General features: G+C 38.6%; 24 protein-coding genes and 1 pseudogene. 24 read left to right on the top strand and 1 reads right to left on the bottom strand.

Features of this window, described 5'->3' with window-relative positions; all coding sequences use genetic code 11:
* Window positions 1-3 precede the first annotated feature (3 nt).
* From EAL49_RS07910 to EAL49_RS07805, 22 genes are all read left to right on the top strand, one after another.
* Window positions 4-438 carry a FoF1 ATP synthase subunit B' gene (locus EAL49_RS07910; protein WP_120829713.1) on the top strand — a complete coding sequence of 145 codons (435 nt, stop codon included), beginning with the start codon at window positions 4-6 and terminating at the stop codon, window positions 436-438.
* Between the two features lie 3 nt (window positions 439-441).
* Complete coding sequence (locus EAL49_RS07905) at window positions 442-957, top strand: F0F1 ATP synthase subunit B (protein ID WP_000480446.1); 516 nt, start codon at window positions 442-444, stop codon at window positions 955-957.
* Complete coding sequence (locus EAL49_RS07900; protein ID WP_120829712.1) at window positions 958-1,500, top strand: F0F1 ATP synthase subunit delta; 543 nt, start codon at window positions 958-960, stop codon at window positions 1,498-1,500. It begins immediately after the preceding gene.
* A gap of 22 nt (window positions 1,501-1,522) precedes the next feature.
* Window positions 1,523-3,034: a F0F1 ATP synthase subunit alpha gene (atpA, locus tag EAL49_RS07895; RefSeq protein WP_000080508.1), complete on the top strand. Its 1,512-nt coding sequence runs from the start codon at window positions 1,523-1,525 to the stop codon at window positions 3,032-3,034.
* A 14-nt stretch (window positions 3,035-3,048) separates the two neighbouring features.
* The gene (atpG, locus tag EAL49_RS07890) at window positions 3,049-3,954 is read left to right on the top strand and encodes an ATP synthase F1 subunit gamma (protein WP_120829711.1); all 906 of its coding nucleotides are present in this window, start codon (window positions 3,049-3,051) and stop codon (window positions 3,952-3,954) included.
* Window positions 3,955-3,985: 31 nt separating this feature from the next.
* Window positions 3,986-5,386, top strand: a complete 1,401-nt coding sequence (gene atpD / locus EAL49_RS07885; RefSeq protein WP_033590403.1) for a F0F1 ATP synthase subunit beta — start codon at window positions 3,986-3,988, stop codon at window positions 5,384-5,386.
* Between the two features lie 10 nt (window positions 5,387-5,396).
* Window positions 5,397-5,768 carry an ATP synthase F1 subunit epsilon gene (atpC, locus tag EAL49_RS07880; protein ID WP_001196331.1) on the top strand — a complete coding sequence of 124 codons (372 nt, stop codon included), beginning with the start codon at window positions 5,397-5,399 and terminating at the stop codon, window positions 5,766-5,768.
* A 10-nt stretch (window positions 5,769-5,778) separates the two neighbouring features.
* Window positions 5,779-6,348: a MotA/TolQ/ExbB proton channel family protein gene (locus tag EAL49_RS07875; RefSeq protein WP_000460424.1), complete on the top strand. Its 570-nt coding sequence runs from the start codon at window positions 5,779-5,781 to the stop codon at window positions 6,346-6,348.
* A gap of 51 nt (window positions 6,349-6,399) precedes the next feature.
* The gene (locus EAL49_RS07870; RefSeq protein WP_001105106.1) at window positions 6,400-6,801 is read left to right on the top strand and encodes an ExbD/TolR family protein; all 402 of its coding nucleotides are present in this window, start codon (window positions 6,400-6,402) and stop codon (window positions 6,799-6,801) included.
* Window positions 6,802-6,819: 18 nt separating this feature from the next.
* Window positions 6,820-7,644, top strand: coding sequence for an energy transducer TonB (locus EAL49_RS07865; RefSeq protein ID WP_120829710.1), 825 nt, complete (start codon window positions 6,820-6,822; stop codon window positions 7,642-7,644).
* On the top strand, window positions 7,641-8,894 hold the full coding sequence (gene tolB / locus EAL49_RS07860; RefSeq protein WP_120829709.1) for a Tol-Pal system protein TolB: 1,254 nt from the start codon (window positions 7,641-7,643) through the stop codon (window positions 8,892-8,894). Before EAL49_RS07865 ends, tolB begins: the two co-directional genes overlap by 4 nt.
* Window positions 8,895-8,960: 66 nt before the next feature.
* On the top strand, window positions 8,961-9,512 hold the full coding sequence (locus EAL49_RS07855; RefSeq protein WP_000831130.1) for an outer membrane protein Omp18: 552 nt from the start codon (window positions 8,961-8,963) through the stop codon (window positions 9,510-9,512).
* A 7-nt stretch (window positions 9,513-9,519) separates the two neighbouring features.
* Window positions 9,520-10,515 carry a hypothetical protein gene (locus EAL49_RS07850; RefSeq protein WP_120829708.1) on the top strand — a complete coding sequence of 332 codons (996 nt, stop codon included), beginning with the start codon at window positions 9,520-9,522 and terminating at the stop codon, window positions 10,513-10,515.
* Window positions 10,502-11,059, top strand: coding sequence for an FKBP-type peptidyl-prolyl cis-trans isomerase (locus EAL49_RS07845; RefSeq protein ID WP_001179317.1), 558 nt, complete (start codon window positions 10,502-10,504; stop codon window positions 11,057-11,059). Before EAL49_RS07850 ends, EAL49_RS07845 begins: the two co-directional genes overlap by 14 nt.
* Before the next feature lie 30 nt (window positions 11,060-11,089).
* Entirely contained in the window at window positions 11,090-11,296 is a 207-nt protein-coding gene (locus EAL49_RS07840) for a hypothetical protein (RefSeq protein WP_001088955.1), read from the top strand.
* A gap of 63 nt (window positions 11,297-11,359) precedes the next feature.
* Window positions 11,360-11,563: a flagellar biosynthesis anti-sigma factor FlgM gene (locus tag EAL49_RS07835; RefSeq protein ID WP_001847242.1), complete on the top strand. Its 204-nt coding sequence runs from the start codon at window positions 11,360-11,362 to the stop codon at window positions 11,561-11,563.
* Window positions 11,564-11,704: 141 nt separating this feature from the next.
* Window positions 11,705-12,670 (top strand): DNA cytosine methyltransferase, encoded by a 966-nt coding sequence (locus EAL49_RS07830; RefSeq protein ID WP_162973141.1) that lies wholly within the window; start codon window positions 11,705-11,707, stop codon window positions 12,668-12,670.
* Window positions 12,663-13,409 (top strand): PDDEXK family nuclease, encoded by a 747-nt coding sequence (locus tag EAL49_RS07825; protein WP_120829707.1) that lies wholly within the window; start codon window positions 12,663-12,665, stop codon window positions 13,407-13,409. Before EAL49_RS07830 ends, EAL49_RS07825 begins: the two co-directional genes overlap by 8 nt.
* A 78-nt stretch (window positions 13,410-13,487) precedes the next feature.
* Window positions 13,488-13,922 (top strand): hypothetical protein, encoded by a 435-nt coding sequence (locus tag EAL49_RS07820; RefSeq protein ID WP_120829706.1) that lies wholly within the window; start codon window positions 13,488-13,490, stop codon window positions 13,920-13,922.
* A 1-nt stretch (window position 13,923) separates the two neighbouring features.
* Window positions 13,924-15,744, top strand: coding sequence for a flagellar hook-associated protein FlgK (gene flgK, locus EAL49_RS07815; RefSeq protein WP_120829705.1), 1,821 nt, complete (start codon window positions 13,924-13,926; stop codon window positions 15,742-15,744).
* A gap of 199 nt (window positions 15,745-15,943) precedes the next feature.
* Complete coding sequence (gene ggt, locus EAL49_RS07810; protein WP_120829704.1) at window positions 15,944-17,647, top strand: gamma-glutamyltransferase; 1,704 nt, start codon at window positions 15,944-15,946, stop codon at window positions 17,645-17,647.
* 244 nt (window positions 17,648-17,891) lie between these two features.
* A complete protein-coding gene (locus tag EAL49_RS07805) occupies window positions 17,892-18,662 on the top strand; it encodes an HP1117 family Sel1-like repeat protein (RefSeq protein WP_120829703.1) in 771 nt (256 codons plus the stop codon).
* Window positions 18,663-18,904: 242 nt separating this feature from the next.
* Here the strand turns inward: EAL49_RS07805 and EAL49_RS07795 are convergent, their stop codons facing one another.
* The gene (locus EAL49_RS07795) at window positions 18,905-19,105 is read right to left on the bottom strand and encodes a hypothetical protein (protein ID WP_041926040.1); all 201 of its coding nucleotides are present in this window, start codon (window positions 19,103-19,105) and stop codon (window positions 18,905-18,907) included.
* Here EAL49_RS07795 and EAL49_RS07790 point away from each other — a divergent pair.
* A complete protein-coding gene (locus tag EAL49_RS07790; protein ID WP_423750158.1) occupies window positions 19,074-19,823 on the top strand; it encodes a PBECR2 nuclease fold domain-containing protein in 750 nt (249 codons plus the stop codon). The two genes, EAL49_RS07795 and EAL49_RS07790, sit on opposite strands and share 32 nt — an antisense overlap.
* Window positions 19,824-20,092 (top strand): annotated as a pseudogene (locus EAL49_RS08615) (DUF3519 domain-containing protein); the annotation flags it as partial.

The following is a 20,092-nucleotide window of genomic DNA, read 5'->3' as shown; positions in this document are numbered from 1 at the left end:
GTTATGAATATATCGGTTAACCCCTATTTAATGGCGGTCGTTTTTGTGGTGTTTGTGTTATTGTTGTGGGCGATGAATGTTTGGGTGTATAGGCCTTTGTTGGCTTTTATGGATAACAGACAGGCAGAGATAAAGGATAGCTTGGCTAAAATCAAAACGGATAACACCCAAAGCGTGGAGATTGGCCATCAAATTGAGACTCTTCTTAAAGAAGCGGCTGAAAGGCGTAGGGAAATGATAGCCGAAGCGATTCAAAAAGCTACGGAGTCCTATGATGCGGTGATCAAGCAAAAAGAGAACGAACTCAATCAAGAGTTTGAAGCGTTTGCAAAGCAATTACAAAATGAAAAGCAAGTCTTAAAAGAGCAGTTGCAAGCGCAAATGCCGGTATTTGAAGACGAGTTAAACAAGCGTGTGGCTATGGGTTTAGGGAGTTGATGGATGTTTTTAGTTAAAATGGTGTTAGGGTTTTTGATCCTTTTAAGCCCTTTGTGCGCTACTGGATTGGATATTTCACAAACAGATATTATAGAGCGTTCTTTAAATTTCCTTTTATTTGCGGGGATTTTGTGGTATTTTCTGGCTAAAAAACTGCGTTCATTTTTACGCTCCAAAAGCCTTGAAATCTCCAAACGCTTAGAAGAGATTCAAGCCCAACTCAAAGTGAGTAAAGAAAATAAGAAAAAACTCTTAAAAGAATTAGAGCAAGCCAAAGAAAAAGCTGAATTGATTATTTCTGATGCGAATAAAGAAGCTTACACGATCACGCAAAAATACGAATTGCAAACCAAAATGGATGTGGAAAATTTGATCAAAAATTCTAAGGCGTTGATGGATTTAGAAGTTAAAAAGATCAAAAGAGAGCTGGTTGAAAGCGTTTTTAAAGATCTAAGAGAGAGCAAAAAAGTCTCTTTCAATGTGCAAGATTGCGTGAATATTTTGAAACAAAGGCTTTAAATGCAAGATTTAAAAGTGATCTCTAAGCATTATGCTAAGGCGTTGAAAAACCACACTAAAAGCGATCTAGCGTTATTGGAAGAAATTGTTGTAGGGCTTAAAAATGCAACAGAAGCCATAAGACGGCACAAACTCAACCAGGTGTTAGCTCATGTTTCTTTAAAAGTTAAAAAAGAGGTTGTGTTTGAAATCTTAGAAAAAATAACTTCTATAAAAGCATGTTCAGTTTTAAAGCCTGTAATGGAAGTGGTGTTAAAAAATAACAGGCTTGATGTGTTGGAATTGATCACTGAAGAGCTGTCTTTTGATTCTAAAAAGACTTTAGAAGCCACACTTTTAGTCCCAGAAAAGCTTGAAAATAATGAACTAGAAGCCGTGCAACAAAAATTGCAAGCGCGTTTTAACGCCCCTGTAGAAATCGCTCAAGACACTTGGTCTAAAAAAGGGGTTTCTTTGAGCGTTTCAAGCCTAGATTTAGAAATAGGCTTTTCTAAAGAAGATATTTTAAAGAAAATAGAAAAACAGGTTATTCAATCTATTTAATCAATCTAAGGAGATAAAGATAATGTCCCAACTAAAATTGGAAGAAATCAGCTCGGTTATTGAAGAAAAAATCAAGAATTTTGAACTTGATTGCGATATGGCTGAAGTAGGAAAAGTCGTTTCATACGCTGATGGTGTGGCTAAGGTTTATGGCTTAAATGGTGTGATGTCGTATGAAGTGCTGGAGTTTGAAACAGGAGATAAAGGCGTTGCGGCTAACTTAGAAGAAGATAGCGTTGGCGTGATTGTGTTTGGTTTTGGCAACAATATTAAAGAGGGGACTAGCGTTAAACGCACGAAGAGTTTGATGAAAGTTCCTGTTGGCGATGCGGTTGTGGGGCGTGTGCTAAACGCTTTGGGTGAGCCTATTGATGGCAAGGGCGAGATAGAAACGAATGAGTTCAGTCTCATCGAGCAAAAAGCCCCAGGCATTATGGACAGAAAATCGGTGCATGAGCCTTTACAAACTGGCATTAAAGCCATTGATGCGTTGGTGCCTATTGGGCGCGGGCAAAGGGAATTGATTATTGGGGATAAACAAACCGGTAAAACTACCGTAGCGATCGATGCGATCATTAACCAAAAAGGGCAAAATGTGATCTGTATCTATGTGGCTATTGGGCAAAAAGAATCCACTGTCGCACAAGTGGTCCGCAAATTAGAAGAATACGGAGCGATGGAATACAGCGTCGTGATCAACGCTTCGGCTTCAGATTCAGCTGCGATGCAATATTTAGCCCCTTATTCAGGTGTGGCTATGGGGGAATACTTTAGAGATCATGCCCGCCATGCCCTAATTATTTATGATGATTTGAGTAAGCATGCTGTCGCTTACAGAGAAATTTCTTTGATTTTGAGAAGACCCCCAGGTAGGGAGGCTTTTCCTGGAGATGTGTTTTATATCCACTCACGGCTTTTAGAAAGAGCGGCTAAACTTTGCGATGAAAAGGGTGCCGGCTCTTTGACCGCGCTCCCTATTGTGGAAACTCAAGCGGGCGATGTTTCAGCTTATATCCCTACGAATATCATTTCTATTACAGACGGACAGATTTTCTTAGAAACGGATTTGTTTTATTCAGGGATCCGCCCGGCTATTAATGTGGGCTTATCGGTTTCAAGGGTTGGAGGGGCCGCTCAAATCAAAGCGACCAAGCAGGTTTCAGGGACTTTGCGCCTGGATTTAGCACAATACAGAGAGTTGCAAGCCTTCACGCAATTCGCTTCTGATTTAGATGAAGCGAGTAAGAAGCAATTAGAAAGGGGGCAACGCATGGTGGAAGTGCTGAAACAAGCCCCTTATTCGCCCTTGCCTATTGAAAAGCAAGTGGTCATTATTTACGCTGGGGCTAAGGGCTTTTTAGACAGCGTGAGCGTGAAAAAAGTTGTGGATTTTGAAGAGCAACTGCACCCTTTCTTGGAAGCAAAATACCCCCAAGTTTTAGAAGAAATCCATACTAAAAAAGTGCTAGATAAGGATTTAGAAGCCATGCTAAGGAAAGTCTTAGAGGAATTTAAGCTCACTTATAGCGAGTAGGAGACGGCTAGAATATGGCGAATTTAAGAGACATTAGAAAGAAAATTGGAAGCGTTAAAAACACGCAAAAAATCACGCATGCGATGAAACTCGTTTCCACTTCCAAGCTAAGAAAAGCTGAAGAAGTTGCAAGAAATTCTAGAGCGTATGCACTGAAGCTAGACGCTGTGTTTGATGATGTGCTATCCAAGATGAAAAATCAAGGGATTGAAGACATTCAAAGCAAGTATTTTAGGGAACTAGAAAGACTTGAAATCAAAAAAGTGGATATTATTTTTATCACAGCCGATAAGGGGCTTTGTGGGGGCTTTAACACCAATACCATTAAAAAAGTTTTAGCATGCACGAATGAATACAAAGAAAAAGACATTAAAGTGCGTTTGCGCGGTATTGGTAAAAAGGGTAATGAGTATTTTAGCTTTAACGGGATAGAGGTTTTAGACAAGATCAATAATTTGAGTTCTATGCCTAATTATGAACGCGCGCAGGAATTCATGAAAAAAGTGGTAGAGGATTATTTGAGTGGGAAAACCGATAAGGTCATCATCATTCATAATGGCTTTAAAAACATGATCACTCAAGAAATAAGAGTCAAAACAATTTTGCCTATTGGGTATAAAATCATCCACCAAAACTCTCAGCCTAGTGAGACGCAAGAGACTATTACCAGCGAGCCAAGTGGGAGTGAAGATGAAATTTTAGACTCTTTGGCAGAAAAATATGTGGAGTATAGTTTATACTACGCTTTGATTGATTCTTTAGCTGCAGAGCATAGCGCTAGAATGCAGGCTATGGATACAGCGACGAATAACGCTAAAGATTTGGTTAAAACTTTAACTATTTCTTATAATAAAGCCAGACAAGAGGCGATTACGACCGAGCTAGTAGAAATCAATGCAGGCGTAGAAGCCCTAAAATAAAAATTATATTAATCAAGGAGCGATGAAAGCGATGGAAGGTAAAATCATTCAGGTTTTAGGCCCTGTGGTAGATGTGGAGTTTGAATCCTATCTGCCGGCGATTTTTGAAGCGTTAGACATTAATTTTGAAGTCAATGGTGTTCAAAAATCTTTAGTTTTAGAGGTGGCAGCCCATTTGGGCGGTAATCGGGTGCGAGCGATTGCTATGGATATGACAGAAGGCTTGGTGCGTAACCAAGTGATCAAGGCTCGCGGCAAAATGATTGAAGTGCCTGTGGGCGAAGAAGTGTTAGGGCGTATTTTTAATGTTGTGGGCGAGAGCATTGACAATTTAGAGCCTCTTAAGCCGTCCCTAACCTGGCCCATTCACAGAAAAGCCCCTAGTTTTGAGCAGCAAAGCACCAAGACAGAAATGTTTGAAACCGGTATTAAAGTCATTGACTTGCTCGCACCTTATTCTAAGGGCGGTAAAGTAGGCTTGTTTGGTGGGGCTGGCGTGGGGAAAACGGTGATTATTATGGAGCTTATCCACAATGTGGCTTACAAACATAACGGGTATTCGGTGTTTGCAGGTGTGGGGGAGCGCACCAGAGAAGGGAACGATCTGTATTTTGAGATGAAAGAAGGGGGCGTTTTAGACAAAGTCGCGCTGTGCTATGGGCAAATGAATGAGCCACCAGGCGCAAGGAACCGCATCGCATTCACCGGCTTGACAATGGCGGAGTATTTTCGTGATGAAAAGGGCTTAGATGTGTTGATGTTTATTGACAATATCTTTAGATACGCTCAAAGCGGTGCGGAAATGAGCGCGCTATTAGGCCGTATCCCTTCAGCCGTGGGGTATCAGCCCACGCTAGCCGGAGAAATGGGGAAACTTCAAGAGCGTATCGCTTCCACTAAAAATGGCTCTATCACTTCCGTTCAAGCGGTGTATGTGCCGGCCGATGACTTGACTGACCCAGCCCCTGCTTCGGTGTTTGCGCATTTGGATGCGACTACGGTGTTGAACAGAAAGATCGCTGAAAAAGGGATTTATCCTGCAGTTGATCCTTTGGATTCCACTTCAAGGATTTTAAGCCCTCAAATGATCGGTGAGAAGCACTATGAAATCGCTACCGGCATCCAGCAAGTTTTGCAAAAATACAAGGATTTGCAAGATATTATTGCGATTTTGGGATTGGACGAATTGAGTGAAGAGGATAAAAAGATTGTTGAAAGGGCCAGAAAAATTGAGAAGTTTTTATCCCAGCCGTTTTTTGTGGCTGAAGTGTTTACGGGAAGTCCCGGTAAATATGTAACCCTTCAAGAGACTTTAGAGGGCTTTGGAGGGATTTTAGAAGGTAAATACGATCATATTCCTGAGAACGCGTTTTACATGGTAGGCAGCATTCAAGAGGTTTTAGAAAAAGCTAAAAACATGAAAAATTCCTAAGGGTTTTGTGATGGCTTTGTTGAAAATTAGTGTGGTAGTTCCTGAGGGGGAAGTTTATACAGGAGAGGTTAAAAGCGTTGTGTTGCCAGGAGTGGAAGGGGAATTTGGGGTGCTTTATGGGCATAGCAACATGATCACCTTGCTTCAGGCGGGAGTGGTTGAGATTGAAACGGAGAATCAAAAAGAGCACATTGCGATCAATTGGGGCTATGCAGAAGTTACTAATGAACGGGTGGATATTTTAGCCGATGGGGCGGTCTTTATTAAAAAAGAATCAGACGACAGAGATGATGCTATCTCTAGGGCTAAAAAGCTTTTAGAGGACGCAAGCTCTGACAGGTTAGCGGTCTCTAGCGTGCTGGCTAAGATTGAGTCTCTTTAAGGGGATAATCATGTTCGATTCAATCGTTTATTTTTTCAATAAGAGCGGGTTTGTTACCACGCTTGTTTTAGTTTGGATTTCGCTTTATTTGGTGATGACTTTATGGGTCTTTTTGTATAAGAGCATTGTGCTAAAGATTGAACTCAAGCGCGAGATGCAATCTTTGTCTAACATTCTTAATGGGGCGCAAGACGCTCCAGAGCATTTCATGTTTAATAAAAAAAGAAATGATGAGACCAAAAGGTATTCTAATGAATTGTTGCAGGCTTGGAAACACCAGGTTCTTAAGCAAAGTACGACGGGTTTAGTGGTATTGAGCATCATCTCTTCTACAGCCCCCTTTATTGGTTTGTTTGGAACGGTGGTTGAAATTTTAGAAGCGTTTAACAATTTGGGTGCGTTAGGTCAAGCTTCTTTTGGGGTGATCGCACCCATTATTTCTAAGGCTCTTATCGCCACCGCTGCAGGTATTTTAGCGGCCATTCCAGCCTATTCTTTTTACTTGATTTTAAAACGCAAGGTGTATGATTTATCGGTTTATGTGCAGATGCAAGTGGATATTTTGTCTTCTAAAAAATAAAGCTTTAAGGGGATTTTATAAATATCTTAAATAGGGAGTTAGAAGGTTTTTATGAATTACGATAACTATTGGGATGAAGACAAGCCAGAACTCAATATCACGCCTTTAGTGGATGTGATGCTTGTTTTATTGGCTATTCTTATGGTAACGACGCCCACTCTCACTTATAAAGAAGAGATTGCTTTGCCTTCTGGTTCAAAAACTGCTAGAGCCACTCAAGATAAAATGATAGAGATCCGCATGGATAAAGACGCAAAAATCTATATAGATAGTCAAACCTATGAATACAACTCCTTCCCGGATACTTTTAACTTGCTTTCTAAAAAATACGATAAAGATACTAGGGTTAGTATCCGCGCGGACAAGCGATTGACTTATGACAAAGTGATCTATTTGTTAAAAACGATTAAAGAAGCGGGTTTTTTAAAAGTTTCTTTAATTACAAGTCCTTAAAAAGCAGGGCTAATTTGCATGAGTAAGAGCGCGATCTTTGTTGTTTCTGGCTTTTTAGCGTTCTTACTCTATGCTTTGTTGTTGTATGGCTTGTTGCTAGAAAGGCACAATAAAGAAGCGGAGAAAATCCTTTTAGATTTGGGCAAAAAAAACGAACAAGCCATTGATTTGAATTTAGAAGATTTGCCAAGCGATGAAAAAAAAGATGAAAAAATCGCTGAAAAAGCAGAAGAAAAAAAAGATGAAAAAGCAGTTGAAAAAAATGCAACTGATAAGGAGGGCGATTTTATTGATCCTAAAGAACAAGAAGAAAGTCTTGAAGATATTTTCTCTTCACTCAATGATTTTCAAGAAAAGACAGACGCAAACGCTCAAAAAGATGAGCAAAAAAATGAGCAAGAAGAAGAGCAAAGGCGTTTAAAAGAACAGCAACGCTTAAGAAAAAACCAAAAAAGTCAAGAGATGTTGAAAGGTTTGCAACAGAATTTGGATCAATTCGCGCAAAAACTAGAAAGCGTTAAAAACAAAACTTTAGATTTGCAAATCCCTAAACAAGATGGGGTTGATGAAAAGGCTTACCAAGAGTGGTACGCTCAAATCTATCAGATTTTATATAAAGGCTGGAAAGGGGTTTTTTATCACAAGGCTTCAGTGAGCGCTCTGATTATGATCACTAAAGATGGGGAGTTTGATTATACCATTCTTAGCTACTCTGATTTTAAGGATTATAACAAGAGTGTGATGACCCTTTTAAATGATTTAAAGAAAGTGGATTTTCCCCCATATCCTGGAGGAAACATGATTTCTATTCAAGTTAATTTCACCACTAAGGAAGAACAATGAGGTATTTATGGCTTTTTTTAATAGGCACTATAGGGCTTTTTGCAACAGATAAAACACTAGATATTATTAAAACCATTCAAAAACTTCCTAAGATTGAAGTGCGCTACTCTATAGATAACGATGCCAATTACGCTTTAAAATTGCATGAAGTCTTAGCGAATGATTTAAAGACTAGCCAGCATTTTGATGTTTCTCAAAACAAGGATCAAGGCGCTATCAATTACGCAGAACTCAAGGATAAAAAAGTCCATCTTGTAGCGCTTGTGAGCGTGGCGGTAGAAAACGGCAATAAAATTTCACGATTAAAACTTTATGATGTGGATACAGGAACGCTCAAAAAGACTTTTGACTACCCTATTGTAAGTTTAGATCTATACCCTTTTGCAGCGCACAACATGGCCATTGTGGTGAATGACTATTTAAAAGCCCCTTCTATCGCTTGGATGAAGCGCCTGATTGTTTTTTCTAAATACATTGGACCAGGAATCACAAACATCGCACTAGCGGATTATACGATGCGTTATCAAAAAGAAATCATCAAAAACAACCGACTCAATATTTTCCCTAAATGGGCGAACGCTGAGCAAACGGAGTTTTATTACACGCAGTATGGTGAAAGAACGCCCATGATTTTAAAATACAACATTCAAAAAGCCACTCATGAGAATATCGCTAGCTCTCAAGGAATGGCTGTGGTTTCTAGCGTGAGTTCTGATGGCTCTAAAATTTTAATGTCTTTAGCCCCTGATGGCCAACCGGATGTGTATTTGTATGACACGCATAAAAAAACTAAAACCAAAATAACGCGCTATCCTGGGATAGATGTCTCAGGAGTGTTTTTAGAAGATGACAAATCTATGGCTTTTGTTTCGGATAGATCCGGTTATCCTAACATCTATATGAAGAAATTGGGGTTAAAAGAGAGCGCGGAGCAACTCCTTTATGAAGGGAGAAGCAATGAATCCATTGACGCTTATAAAGACAGTATTGTGTATGTGAGCAGGGAGAATCTTAATGAATTTGGCAAAACGGTGTTTAATTTGAATTTGATCACTCTAAACAGCAAATATATCCGCAGGCTTACTGTGAATGGCTCTAACCAAATGCCTCGTTTTTCTATGGATGGGAGAAATATCATGTATATCAAAAAGACACCCCAAGAATACGCCATGGGGCTTATTTTGCTAGACTATAATCAGAGTTTTTTATTCCCTTTAAAGAATGTGAAAATACAAGCCTTTGATTGGTAAGGTTAGATTAAGCGAATATGAGTTAATATTTACACTTATTAAAATTTTATTCTTGGAGAATTTGTAATGAAAAGATCTTCTGTATTTAGTTTCTTGGTAGCTTTTTTATTCATAGCTGGTTGTAAACACAACATGGATAAAGAAACCGTGGCTGGTGATGTGAGCGCTAAAACGGTTCAAAGTGCACCTGTTTCTACAGAGACGGTTCAAGAAAAACAAGAGCCTAAAGAGGAGCCTAAACAAGAGCCAGCTCCAGTGGTTGAAGAAAAGCCGGCTGTTGAGAGCGGGACTATCATCGCTTCCATTTATTTTGATTTTGACAAGTATGAGATCAAAGAATCCGATCAAGAGACTTTAGATGAGATCGTGCAAAAAGCTAAAGAAAACCACATGCAAGTGCTTTTGGAAGGCAATACCGATGAATTTGGCTCTAGCGAATACAACCAAGCGCTTGGCGTTAAAAGGACTTTGAGTGTGAAAAACGCTTTAGTCATTAAAGGGGTAGAAAAAGATATGATCAAAACCATCAGTTTTGGTGAAACCAAACCCAAATGCACCCAAAAAACTAGAGAATGCTACAGAGAAAACAGAAGAGTGGATGTCAAATTAGTGAAGTAATCCTAGGATGAAAAGGCTTTTTTTTATCCCTTTTATCGCTCCCTTTTTTCTCAATGGGGAGCCTTCAGCGTTTGATTTGCAAAGCGGGGCTACCAAAAAAGAACTCAAGCAGTTGCAAGTCAATAGTAAGAATTTTTCTAATATTTTGACCAAAATCCATTCGCAAGTAGAGGCCAACACTCAAGCTCAAGAGGGTCTAAGGAGCGTTTATGAAGGGCAGGCCAATAAGATTAAAGATCTCAATAACGCTATCCTTTCCCAAGAAGAATCCTTGCGAGCCTTAAAAGCTTCGCAAGAAGTGCAGGCTAACACGCTTAAGCAGCAATCGCAAACTTTGGAGGATTTGAGGAATGAGATTCGCGCTAACCAGCAAGCTATCCAGCAGTTAGACAAGCAAAATAAAGAGATGAGTGAATTATTGACCAAGTTAAGCCAGGATTTGGTTTCACAAATCGCCTTAATCCAAAAAGCCCTCAAAGAACAAGAGGAAAAAGTTGAAAAGCCGCTCAAACCAAGCGTTCCAGCCAATAAAAACCCCTCTTTGAAAGCCGAATCCCCAAAAAATCAAGAGAGAAAAACTCAAGAAAAGGCTAAAGTTGAGTTTGATAGAGATTTGTCTAAGCAAAAAGAGATTTTTCAAGAAGCTCTGTCTTTTTTTAAAAATAAATCCTATGCAGAAGCCAAAGAGCGTTTGTTGTGGTTAGAAGCCAATAGTTACCAACTTTATTATGTGCGTTATGCGCTTGGAGAAGTGGCTTATGGAGAAAAGAGGTATAGAGAAGCGATCAAGTATTACAAAGAGAGCGCTCTTTTAAATAAAAAAGCGTCTTACATGCCTGTGCTTTTGTGGCATACGGCATGGTCGTTTAAAAAAATCAAAGACGATCAAAACTATTATAAATTTTTAAACACTTTGCAACACTTGTATCCTTCAAGCGAACAAGCTAAAATGGCAAAAAATATCTTAGAAAACAAGGAGAAACACCACCATGCAAAACCATGATTTAGAGTCAATCAAACAAGCCGCTTTGATTGAATATGAAGTGAGGGAGCAAGGTTCTAGCGTTGTGCTAGACAGCAATATTTCTAAAGAGCCTTTAGAGTTTATTATAGGCGCTAATCAAATCATAGCAGGGTTAGAAAAAGCGGTATTAAAGGCTCAAATTGGCGAGTGGGAAGAGGTTGTTATTGCCCCAGAAGAAGCTTATGGGGTTTATGAAAGCAGTTATTTGCAAGAAGTCCCTAGAGATCAATTTGAAGGCATTGAATTGGAAAAAGGCATGAGCGTTTTTGGGCAAACTGAAGATCATCAAACCATTCAAGCCACTATCAAAGACTTTAGCGCTACGCATGTGATGGTGGATTATAACCACCCGTTAGCCGGGAAAACTTTAGCGTTTCGTTTCAAGGTTTTAGGTTTTAGGGAAGTGAGCGAAGAAGAAATTTTAGCTTCACACCATGGCGGTGGGACGGGTTGCTGTGGCGGTCATGGGGGTCATGGCGGGAAGAAAGGTGGGGGCTGTGGTTGCTCATGCTCGCATGGGTAGTAGGGTATAGGAGTGTTTAAAGGCAAGGTCATGAATAGTTCTAATCTTAAAAATTGGCTGTTCCCTACCATTTGCTTTTTTTTGTTTTGTTATATTTTAATTTTTTTGATGTTTTTTATGTTTAAAAGTTTGCAATCGCAATCTTTTGGCTCTGTGGCAGAAACCGGAAAAAAACCCATCACCACCACCAAGAAATTTGGTAAGGAATTGCAAAAACAGATTTCAAAAATCCATTAACTTTTTTTCTTTTTTGCCGATACTTGCTGTAATGGAATGAATATCAAATTAAAGGATTTTACAATGATTAATGCCGTTTCTTCTCTTGCTCCGGTGCAGTCTTTGGGGAATTACAAGCGTGTGGAAAAGAATGAAAAAGTTGAAAACAATGAGGTCGCTCTTGATAGGGTAGCTGAGATCAAGAAAGCGATTGAAAATAACCAGTATAAAATCAACTTGCATGAGACTTCTCACAAAATGGCACAGGATTTATTGGGGATAAGCTAGGGGGTTTAACGGCTTCATTTCTAGGGGGTTTATTCTTGCTGTGATTTTGCTTTTCATTAAATTTTAGTTTCTCTGTGTTTTAAAATGAGTTTGTTGCTTTCTTAAATAGGGCGTGTTTTTTTGTGTGTTAGGAATGATTGATTGGGGATTTTAACTTTTATGGATTTTTGCTCTGGTATTGGTGGAGGCCGTTTGGGCTTGGAGCGATGCCATTTAAAATGCGTAGGGCATGCAGAAATCAATCATGAAGCCCTTAGAACTTATGAATTATTTTTTAAAGATACCCATAATTTTGGGGATTTGATGCGAATCAATCCTAATGATTTACCCGATTTTGATGCGCTCATTAGTGGGTTTCCTTGTCAGGCTTTTTCTATTAATGGCAAAAGGAAGGGGCTTGAAGATGAAAGAGGGACGATTATTTATGGGCTTATTCGCATTTTAAAAGTCAAACAGCCCAAATTTTTCTTGCTTGAAAATGTTAAAGGCTTGATCAATCATAATAAAAAGGCAACTTTTAATATTATTATAAAAGCCTTGCAAGAAGCAGGCTATACAACTTATTATCAAATTTTAAACAGTGCTGATTTCCAATTAGCCCAAAATAGAGAACGCATTTATATTGTAGGGTTTAGGAAGGATTTAAAACACCCGTTTAATTTCCCTTTAGGTTTAGCCAATGATTATCATTTTGAAGATTTTTTAGACGCAGATAATGAGTGTTATTTGGATATTAATAACGCTACTTTTCAGAAATATTTGCATAATAAATACAACCATAACCGGGTTTCTTTAGAGAATATCTTAACTTTAGAAAACGCCGTTTTAGACACAAGACAATCTGATTTAAGGTTGTATTTTAATGTTTTTCCTACTTTAAGGACAGGAAGACATGGCCTATTTTATATTCAAAAAGGTAAAATTAAGAAATTAAACGCTATTGAAAGCTTGCTTTTGCAAGGATTTCCTAGAGGTTTGATCGATAAGATTAAAGATAATCCTAACTTTAAAGAAAGCCATTTGCTATCCCAAGCAGGGAATGCGATGAGCGTGAATGTGATTGCTGCTATCACACAGCAAATGTTAAAGGCAGTTTCTAATGAATAGTCATACAAGTTCTTTTGGCTCACTCATTGCTAAAAATGGTTTTTTAAACGAAAAGAAAGTCGCACAAAAATTCAATGATTACTCTAATGATAGAGATGCACAAATTTGGTTAATGATTATGGGCTATGATTTAAATAAGATTGAATATGTTAAAGCGAATGTGCTTAGTGGGTATAAAGCCGATATAAATGTCATCATTCAAATTAAATTAAAACAAGCCTTAGATAGCGAGAATATACAAGTTAAATTAGTGAGTAATCAAAAAGGTTTTAATCAAATTGATAAAAGAAAGCTCAAATCTTATCAAGAAATGTGGAATATTCCCCCTAATATTTATCAATTATTCGCTTATTTTACAGGAGAGTTAAAGCCGACAAGACAAGATATAAAATATCCTAATAAAAGAATGCTTATTAATGAATTTTCTCATAAAGAACAACAAGAATTATTAGCATGGTTAAATGACAATAAAATGCTGATTGTTTCTGATATTTTAAAAGGTAGGGGTGAGTTTAGTGCTGAATGGGTGTTAGTCATACAAGCAATTAATTTTGATATAAAATGGGCTTTAATTAATGTTGTCATGCAACATTATTTTGATGATGGAAGTGTAGAAATAAGCAAAAAAGGCTCACTCAAAATAGGAAGAATTACTATTCAAAGAAAGGGAGGTGATAATGGCAGAGAAAGTGCAAACATGTTGCAGTTTAAAATTGACCCTACAGAACTTTTGGACTAAGTATTTGCTGATAGTAAAACTCTAAAACGGCATAGTATTTGCTTGAATACGGCTGAAACAAGAGCTAAAGGATTTGTTATGGTCGTTTTACATTCCCATTTAGAAAACGCGCTCAACCAATTGAAAGAATTGATTGATTTAACGGAGTGCGATATAAGAGACATTAAGCTCGCTAAACACACCGAAATTTTTGAAAGAAACCATCAAAAACAGCTAGCGATTCAAGCTTTTGAAAAAGAAAAAGCGAATATAGATGTGCAAATGTTGTCTTTAAAAAACCAATTCCCTAATAAAGAAATGAGTGAATTATTAGACGAAAAAACGAGCGGTTTTTTAAACCAAATGCGAGAGTCCTTGCTTGTTTTGAAAGAAAAAAACTTGATTTATTCGCGCATGGCGTTTGCGGTTTCTGAGTTTTATTCTTCGCTCATCCAACAAATCATCCCCCATGACACTTGCGATTATAAAGGCTCTAGGCATGTGGGGAGTCATTTTTTAAGAGTGCAGGCGTAAAATGGGCGGAATTTTATCTTCACTCAACACTTCTTACACGGGCCTACAAGCCCATCAGAGCATGGTGGATGTTACTGGGAATAATATTTCTAACGCCAGCGATGAATTTTATAGCCGTCAGCGCGTGATTGCAAAGCCCCAAGCGGCCTATATGTATGGCACTAAAAACGTGAATATGGGCGTGGATGTAGAAGCCATTGAAAGGGTGCATGATGAGTTTGTTTTTGCTCGTTACACGAAGGCTAATTACGAAAACACATATTACGATACAGAGTTTTCGCATTTAAAAGAAGCGAGCGCGTATTTTCCGGACATTGATGAAGCGAGCCTTTTTACGGATTTGCAAGATTATTTTAACTCATGGAAAGAATTGTCTAAAAACGCCAAAGACTCCGCTCAAAAACAGGCTCTCGCTCAAAAAACAGAAGCTTTGACGCACAACATTAAAGACACTAGAGAGAGGTTAACGACCTTACAGCATAAAGCGAGCGAAGAATTAAAAAGCGTGATTAAAGAAGTCAATAGCTTGGGTTCTCAAATCGCTGAGATCAACAAACGCATCAAAGAAGTGGAAAATAACAAGAGTTTAAAGCATGCCAATGAATTAAGGGATAAGCGAGACGAACTAGAGTTTCATTTGCGAGAGCTTTTAGGGGGGAATGTTTTTAAAAGCAGTATTAAAACCCATTCGCTTACAGATAAAGACTCAGCGGACTTTGATGAAAGCTATAATCTTAATATCGGGCATGGGTTCAATATCATTGATGGTTCTATTTTCCACCCTTTAGTGGTTAAAGAATCCGAAAATAAAGGAGGGTTGAATCAGGTTTATTTCCAAAGCGATGATTTTAAAGTAACTAATATTACTGACAAGCTCAATCAGGGGAAAGTGGGGGCGTTATTGAATGTGTATAATGATGGCTCTAACGGGACTTTAAAAGGCAAGTTGCAAGATTATATTGATTTGTTGGATTCTTTTGCTAGGGGTTTGATAGAATCCACTAATGCGATTTACGCTCAAAGCGCGAGTCATAATATTGAAGGCGAGCCTGTGGAGTTTAATAGCGATGAAGCCTTTAAAGACACGAACTACAATATCAAAAACGGCTCGTTTGATTTAATCGCTTACAACACCGATGGTAAAGAAATCGCCAGAAAAACCATTGCTATCACGCCCATTACAACCATGAACGATATTATCCAAGCCATTAACGCTAACACTGATGACAATCAAGACAATAACACCGAAAACGATTTTGATGATTATTTCACAGCGGGCTTTAACAATGAGACTAAAAAGTTTGTTATCCAGCCTAAAAACGCTTCGCAAGGGTTGTTTGTCTCCATGAAAGATGATGGCACGAATTTTATGGGGGCGTTAAAGCTCAACCCCTTTTTTCAAGGCGATGACGCTTCTAATATCAGCTTGAATAAAGAATACAAAAAAGAGCCTACCACTATCCGCCCATGGCTTGCCCCCATTAACGGGAATTTTGATGTGGCGAACATGATGCAGCAATTGCAATACGACAGCGTGGATTTTTATAACGACAAGTTTGACATTAAACCAATGAAAATCAGTGAGTTTTATCAATTTTTAACCGGTAAAATCAACACGGACGCTGAAAAATCAGGGCGTATTTTGGACACTAAAAAGAGCATGTTAGAGACCATTAAAAAAGAGCAACTCTCTATTTCGCAAGTGAGCGTGGATGAAGAAATGCTGAATCTAATCAAGTTTCAAAGCGGCTATGCGGCTAACGCTAAAGTCATTACCGCCATTGATCGGATGATAGACACTTTATTGGGGATTAAACAATAAGTTTTCTACCCATAGCGTTTTTATCAAATAAGCCTTATTAAACTTATTTTTTAAACTCTATTTATTTTAAAACTCATTTTTGAGCCTTTTTTATAGCCAGCGCTCAAACAATTAATAGCATCATGTAAGCTATAAGCGAGAGGGTGTTTTGTAAAGCTTGTGTTATAATAACGATTATTGTTGATTGAAAGGAAAACAGATGAGACGGAGTTTTTTAAAGACGATTGGCTTGGGTGTGATAGTGCTCTCTTTGGGTTTGTTAAGCCCTTTGAGTGCAGCGAGTTACCCGCCCATTAAAAACACTAAAGTGGGGTTAGCCCTTTCTAGCCACCCGCTAGCCACTGAAATTGGGCAAAAGGTTTTAGAAGAGGGGGGTAATGCGATTGATGCGGCTGTAGCGATAGGTTTTGCGCTAGCAGTCGTCCATCCTGCAGCAGGCAATATTGGTGGTGGGGGTTTTGCGGTTATCCATTTAGCTAATGGTGAAAATGTTGCCTTAGATTTTAGAGAAAAAGCCCCCTTAAAAGCCACTAAAAACATGTTTTTAGACAAGCAAGGCAATGTAGTCCCTAAACTCAGCGAAGATGGCTATTTGGCGGCCGGGGTTCCTGGAACGGTGGCGGGCATGGAAGCGATGTTGAAAAAATACGGCACTAAAAAACTATCGCAACTCATTGATCCTGCCATTAAATTGGCTGAAAATGGTTATGCGATTTCACAAAGACAAGCAGAAACCTTAAAGGAAGCAAGGGAGCGGTTTTTAAAATACAGTTCTAGCAAAAAGTATTTTTTTAAAAAGGGGCATCTTGATTATCAAGAGGGGGATTTATTTGTCCAAAAAGATTTAGCCAAGACTTTGAATCAAATCAAAACGCTAGGCGCTAAAGGCTTTTATCAAGGGCAAGTCGCTGAGCTTATTGAGAAAGACATGAAAAAAAATGGAGGGATTATCACTAAAGAAGATTTAGCCAGTTACAATGTGAAATGGCGCAAACCCGTGGTAGGGAGTTATCGTGGGTATAAGATCATTTCTATGTCGCCGCCAAGTTCGGGAGGCACGCATTTGATCCAGATTTTAAATGTCATGGAAAATGCGGATTTAAGTGCTCTTGGGTATGGGGCTTCTAAGAATATCCATATCGCTGCAGAAGCGATGCGCCAAGCTTATGCGGATAGATCGGTTTATATGGGAGACGCTGATTTTGTTTCGGTGCCGGTGGATAAATTGATTAATAAGGCGTATGCCAAAAAGATTTTTGATACTATCCAGCCAGATACGGTTACGCCAAGCTCTCAAATCAAACCAGGAATGGGGCAGTTGCATGAGGGGAGCAACACCACGCATTATTCTGTAGCGGACAGGTGGGGGAATGCAGTCAGCGTTACTTACACCATTAACGCTTCTTATGGGAGCGCTGCTAGTATTGATGGGGCAGGATTTTTATTGAACAATGAAATGGATGATTTTTCCATAAAGCCAGGAAATCCTAATCTCTATGGTTTAGTAGGGGGCGATGCGAATGCGATTGAAGCCAATAAGCGCCCTTTAAGCTCCATGTCGCCTACGATCGTGTTGAAAAACAATAAGGTTTTTTTGGTGGTGGGAAGCCCTGGAGGGTCTAGGATTATCACTACGGTGTTGCAAGTGATTTCTAATGTCATTGATTATAATATGAATGTTTCTGAAGCGGTCTCAGCCCCAAGATTTCACATGCAATGGTTGCCTGATGAATTAAGGATTGAAAAATTTGGCATGCCCGCTGATGTGAAAGATAACCTCACTAAAATGGGCTATCAAATCGTTACTAAGCCGGTCATGGGCGATGTGAATGCGATCCAAGTTTTGCCTAAAACTAAAGGGAGCGTTTTCTATGGGGCAACGGATCCAAGGAAAGAATTTTAATCCTATTTAGCCTTATTGTTTTGGGAGGGAGGGGGACTTTTTAGCGAGAAAATCTTAAATTTAGTTTTAAAATTCATAAAAATAGTGTAAAATTTCTCATTACAAGAGATGATATTAGATCTAAAATGGTGTATGCAGAATGGAGTTTGAGAATGTTTGCTGGTTTTAGAACGCATGCAATTTCTTTTTTAAGATTAATAGCCATTGACATTATGTTTGATCTTATTAAAGCAGAGGAGTAACAATGGGATACGCAAGCAAATTAGCCTTGAAGATTTGTTTGGCAAGTTTATGTTTATTTAGCACTCTTGGTGCAGAACACCTTGAACAAAAAAGGAGTTATATTTATAAAGGGGAGGAAGCTTATAATAATAAGGAATATGAGCGGGCGGCTTCTTTTTATAAGAGCGCTATTAAAAATGGCGAACCGCTTGCTTATGTTCTTTTAGGGATCATGTATGAAAATGGTAGGGGTGTGCCTAAAGATTACAAGAAAGCGGCTGAATATTTTCAAAAAGCGGTTGATAACGATATACCTAGAGGGTATAACAATTTAGGCGTGATGTATAAAGAGGGTAGGGGCGTGCCTAAAGATGAAAAGAAAGCCGTGGAGTATTTTAGAATAGCTACAGAGAAAGGCTATACTAACGCCTATATCAACTTAGGCATCATGTATATGGAGGGTAGGGGCGTTCCAAGCAACTATGTGAAAGCGACAGAGTGCTTTAGAAAAGCGATGCATAAGGGTAATGTAGAAGCTTATATCCTTTTAGGGGATATTTATTATAGTGGGAATGATCAGTTGGGTATTGAGCCAGACAAAGATAAGGCGATTGTTTATTATAAAATGGCGGCTGATATGAGTTCTTCTAGAGCTTATGAAGGGTTAGCAGAGTCTTATCAGTATGGGTTAGGCGTGGAAAAAGATAAGAAAAAGGCTGAAGAATACATGCAAAAAGCGTGTGATTTTGACATTGATAAAAATTGTAAGAAAAAGAACACTTCAAGCCGATAACTCTCAAACTTGGGCTTGATTCAAGGATTTTTTATTTTATGCTAAGTAGCGTGTTTTTTGAGCAATTGATTTGAAGCGATAGATTAAAGATATTGCATTTTTCATGGCTAAGTGGCTTCCTACCAAAAACTTTAGCTAAAAAACATTGCTTGCTATAACTTTGCTGTTTGCCTTGCCTAAATACTCCCCCTGCCTTAACAAACCCCCTAAATTTACCAACTCCAAACAATATCAAGCGGTTTTCATAAGCTTTTTAAGAACGACGCTAAGATCGCCGAGAGCCTAAAGCCCGCTACAACGAAAAATTTAAGCCAAGGTTTAGCGACCACTTTAAGCGGAGCGTTAAAATACCAATGGACTAAATTCACGCTAGGGACTTTATACAGAAACGCGCCCGATCGCATTTTAGGAGTGAAATTACCCAAAGCTTTAAACGAAGCCACCGCAGGAGCGGCTTTAAAGTATCACATAAAAAGAGCGTTAGAGCGAAGCCACAGCATAAGCGAATTTAGTAAGAATTTAGAATTAAGCGCGCAAAACGCTAAATTTAGCAACAACACGCTTAAAATCATTGAAGAGTTTAACAACGGCGTTAAACAAGCGAGCGAAGAGGTTAAAGAAGCCACTAAAACGAGTAATTTAGTTAAAAGCATAAGAGAGCAAGACACACGCCCTTTTGAAGTCATAGAAGACAAAGACAAAGAAGCCTTTTTACAAGGCATTGAAGAAAAGCTAAAAGATAGCGCCACACCATTGCCTAAAGGCATGAGCGTTGAAGAGTTTAAACAAACTTTAGAGAGCGTGGAAAACAAAGACAGGTTTTTAGAACATTTAGAAACAAGAGACAATTCACAAGATAGATTAAAATTTCTTAGTTTAATAGAGCCTATTCTTAGAGAGCCTCATATTGAAATTTTCATTAAAGATAAAGATAGCGCTATAACTAAAAAAGAATATATCAAAGCGTTTAAAGACGAAAACAAAACACGCCTATATATGTTAATCACACAAGATAATGATACGATTTTAAGGACTTTTATACCAAAATTGAATGAAAGGTATATGAGAAGTCATGTAAGAGATGCTGACATTATCCACCCTTTTATTCAGCCGAACAGAACCGCAAAGAGCGACAACGCATTAAGCGATGTAGTGGTCTAAGAGAATAATCCTACCCAAAAACCGCTAATAGATCAAGAGGATTATTAAAAACAAGCGAAAATTTAAACGAAACCACTAAAGACGCTACAAATTTATCCCCATTAGAACAAGCCAACGCAAAAAAGCTTCTTAAATTACAAAGCGCTATAACCCCACTCAAAGAATTTGGCAAGAATTACCCCGAGTTTGCTCTAAAGCCTAAGGAAGCGTTAGAGAAGCTCTTGCAAGAGGAAAACGGACAAGTCGCAGGCGCAGCTTATAGGGAGGAT

Origin of the sequence: Helicobacter pylori (assembly GCF_003637665.1) — a bacterium.
In the GTDB taxonomy this organism is placed as follows: domain Bacteria; phylum Campylobacterota; class Campylobacteria; order Campylobacterales; family Helicobacteraceae; genus Helicobacter; species Helicobacter pylori_CK.
Note: the sequence above shows the minus strand (reverse complement) of the source record. Positions and strands in the feature narration are given on the sequence as shown.

Bases quoted from the DNA above. Each gene is read 5' to 3' on its own strand.
- EAL49_RS07905 (WP_000480446.1), top strand. From the start codon at position 442: ATGTTTTTAGTTAAAATGGTGTTAGGGTTTTTGATCCTTTTAAGCCCT.
- EAL49_RS07835 (WP_001847242.1), top strand. From the start codon at position 11,360: ATGATTAATGCCGTTTCTTCTCTTGCTCCGGTGCAGTCTTTGGGGAAT.
- EAL49_RS07845 (WP_001179317.1), top strand. From the start codon at position 10,502: ATGCAAAACCATGATTTAGAGTCAATCAAACAAGCCGCTTTGATTGAA.
- EAL49_RS07865 (WP_120829710.1), top strand. From the start codon at position 6,820: ATGAGTAAGAGCGCGATCTTTGTTGTTTCTGGCTTTTTAGCGTTCTTA.
- EAL49_RS07820 (WP_120829706.1), top strand. From the start codon at position 13,488: ATGGTCGTTTTACATTCCCATTTAGAAAACGCGCTCAACCAATTGAAA.
- atpA (WP_000080508.1), top strand. From the start codon at position 1,523: ATGTCCCAACTAAAATTGGAAGAAATCAGCTCGGTTATTGAAGAAAAA.
- EAL49_RS07840 (WP_001088955.1), top strand. From the start codon at position 11,090: ATGAATAGTTCTAATCTTAAAAATTGGCTGTTCCCTACCATTTGCTTT.
- EAL49_RS07875 (WP_000460424.1), top strand. From the start codon at position 5,779: ATGTTCGATTCAATCGTTTATTTTTTCAATAAGAGCGGGTTTGTTACC.
- EAL49_RS07805 (WP_120829703.1), top strand. From the start codon at position 17,892: ATGGGATACGCAAGCAAATTAGCCTTGAAGATTTGTTTGGCAAGTTTA.
- atpD (WP_033590403.1), top strand. From the start codon at position 3,986: ATGGAAGGTAAAATCATTCAGGTTTTAGGCCCTGTGGTAGATGTGGAG.
- EAL49_RS07870 (WP_001105106.1), top strand. From the start codon at position 6,400: ATGAATTACGATAACTATTGGGATGAAGACAAGCCAGAACTCAATATC.
- EAL49_RS07855 (WP_000831130.1), top strand. From the start codon at position 8,961: ATGAAAAGATCTTCTGTATTTAGTTTCTTGGTAGCTTTTTTATTCATA.
- EAL49_RS07900 (WP_120829712.1), top strand. From the start codon at position 958: ATGCAAGATTTAAAAGTGATCTCTAAGCATTATGCTAAGGCGTTGAAA.
- EAL49_RS07850 (WP_120829708.1), top strand. From the start codon at position 9,520: ATGAAAAGGCTTTTTTTTATCCCTTTTATCGCTCCCTTTTTTCTCAAT.
- atpC (WP_001196331.1), top strand. From the start codon at position 5,397: ATGGCTTTGTTGAAAATTAGTGTGGTAGTTCCTGAGGGGGAAGTTTAT.
- tolB (WP_120829709.1), top strand. From the start codon at position 7,641: ATGAGGTATTTATGGCTTTTTTTAATAGGCACTATAGGGCTTTTTGCA.
- EAL49_RS07910 (WP_120829713.1), top strand. From the start codon at position 4: ATGAATATATCGGTTAACCCCTATTTAATGGCGGTCGTTTTTGTGGTG.
- EAL49_RS07825 (WP_120829707.1), top strand. From the start codon at position 12,663: ATGAATAGTCATACAAGTTCTTTTGGCTCACTCATTGCTAAAAATGGT.
- atpG (WP_120829711.1), top strand. From the start codon at position 3,049: ATGGCGAATTTAAGAGACATTAGAAAGAAAATTGGAAGCGTTAAAAAC.
- flgK (WP_120829705.1), top strand. From the start codon at position 13,924: ATGGGCGGAATTTTATCTTCACTCAACACTTCTTACACGGGCCTACAA.
- ggt (WP_120829704.1), top strand. From the start codon at position 15,944: ATGAGACGGAGTTTTTTAAAGACGATTGGCTTGGGTGTGATAGTGCTC.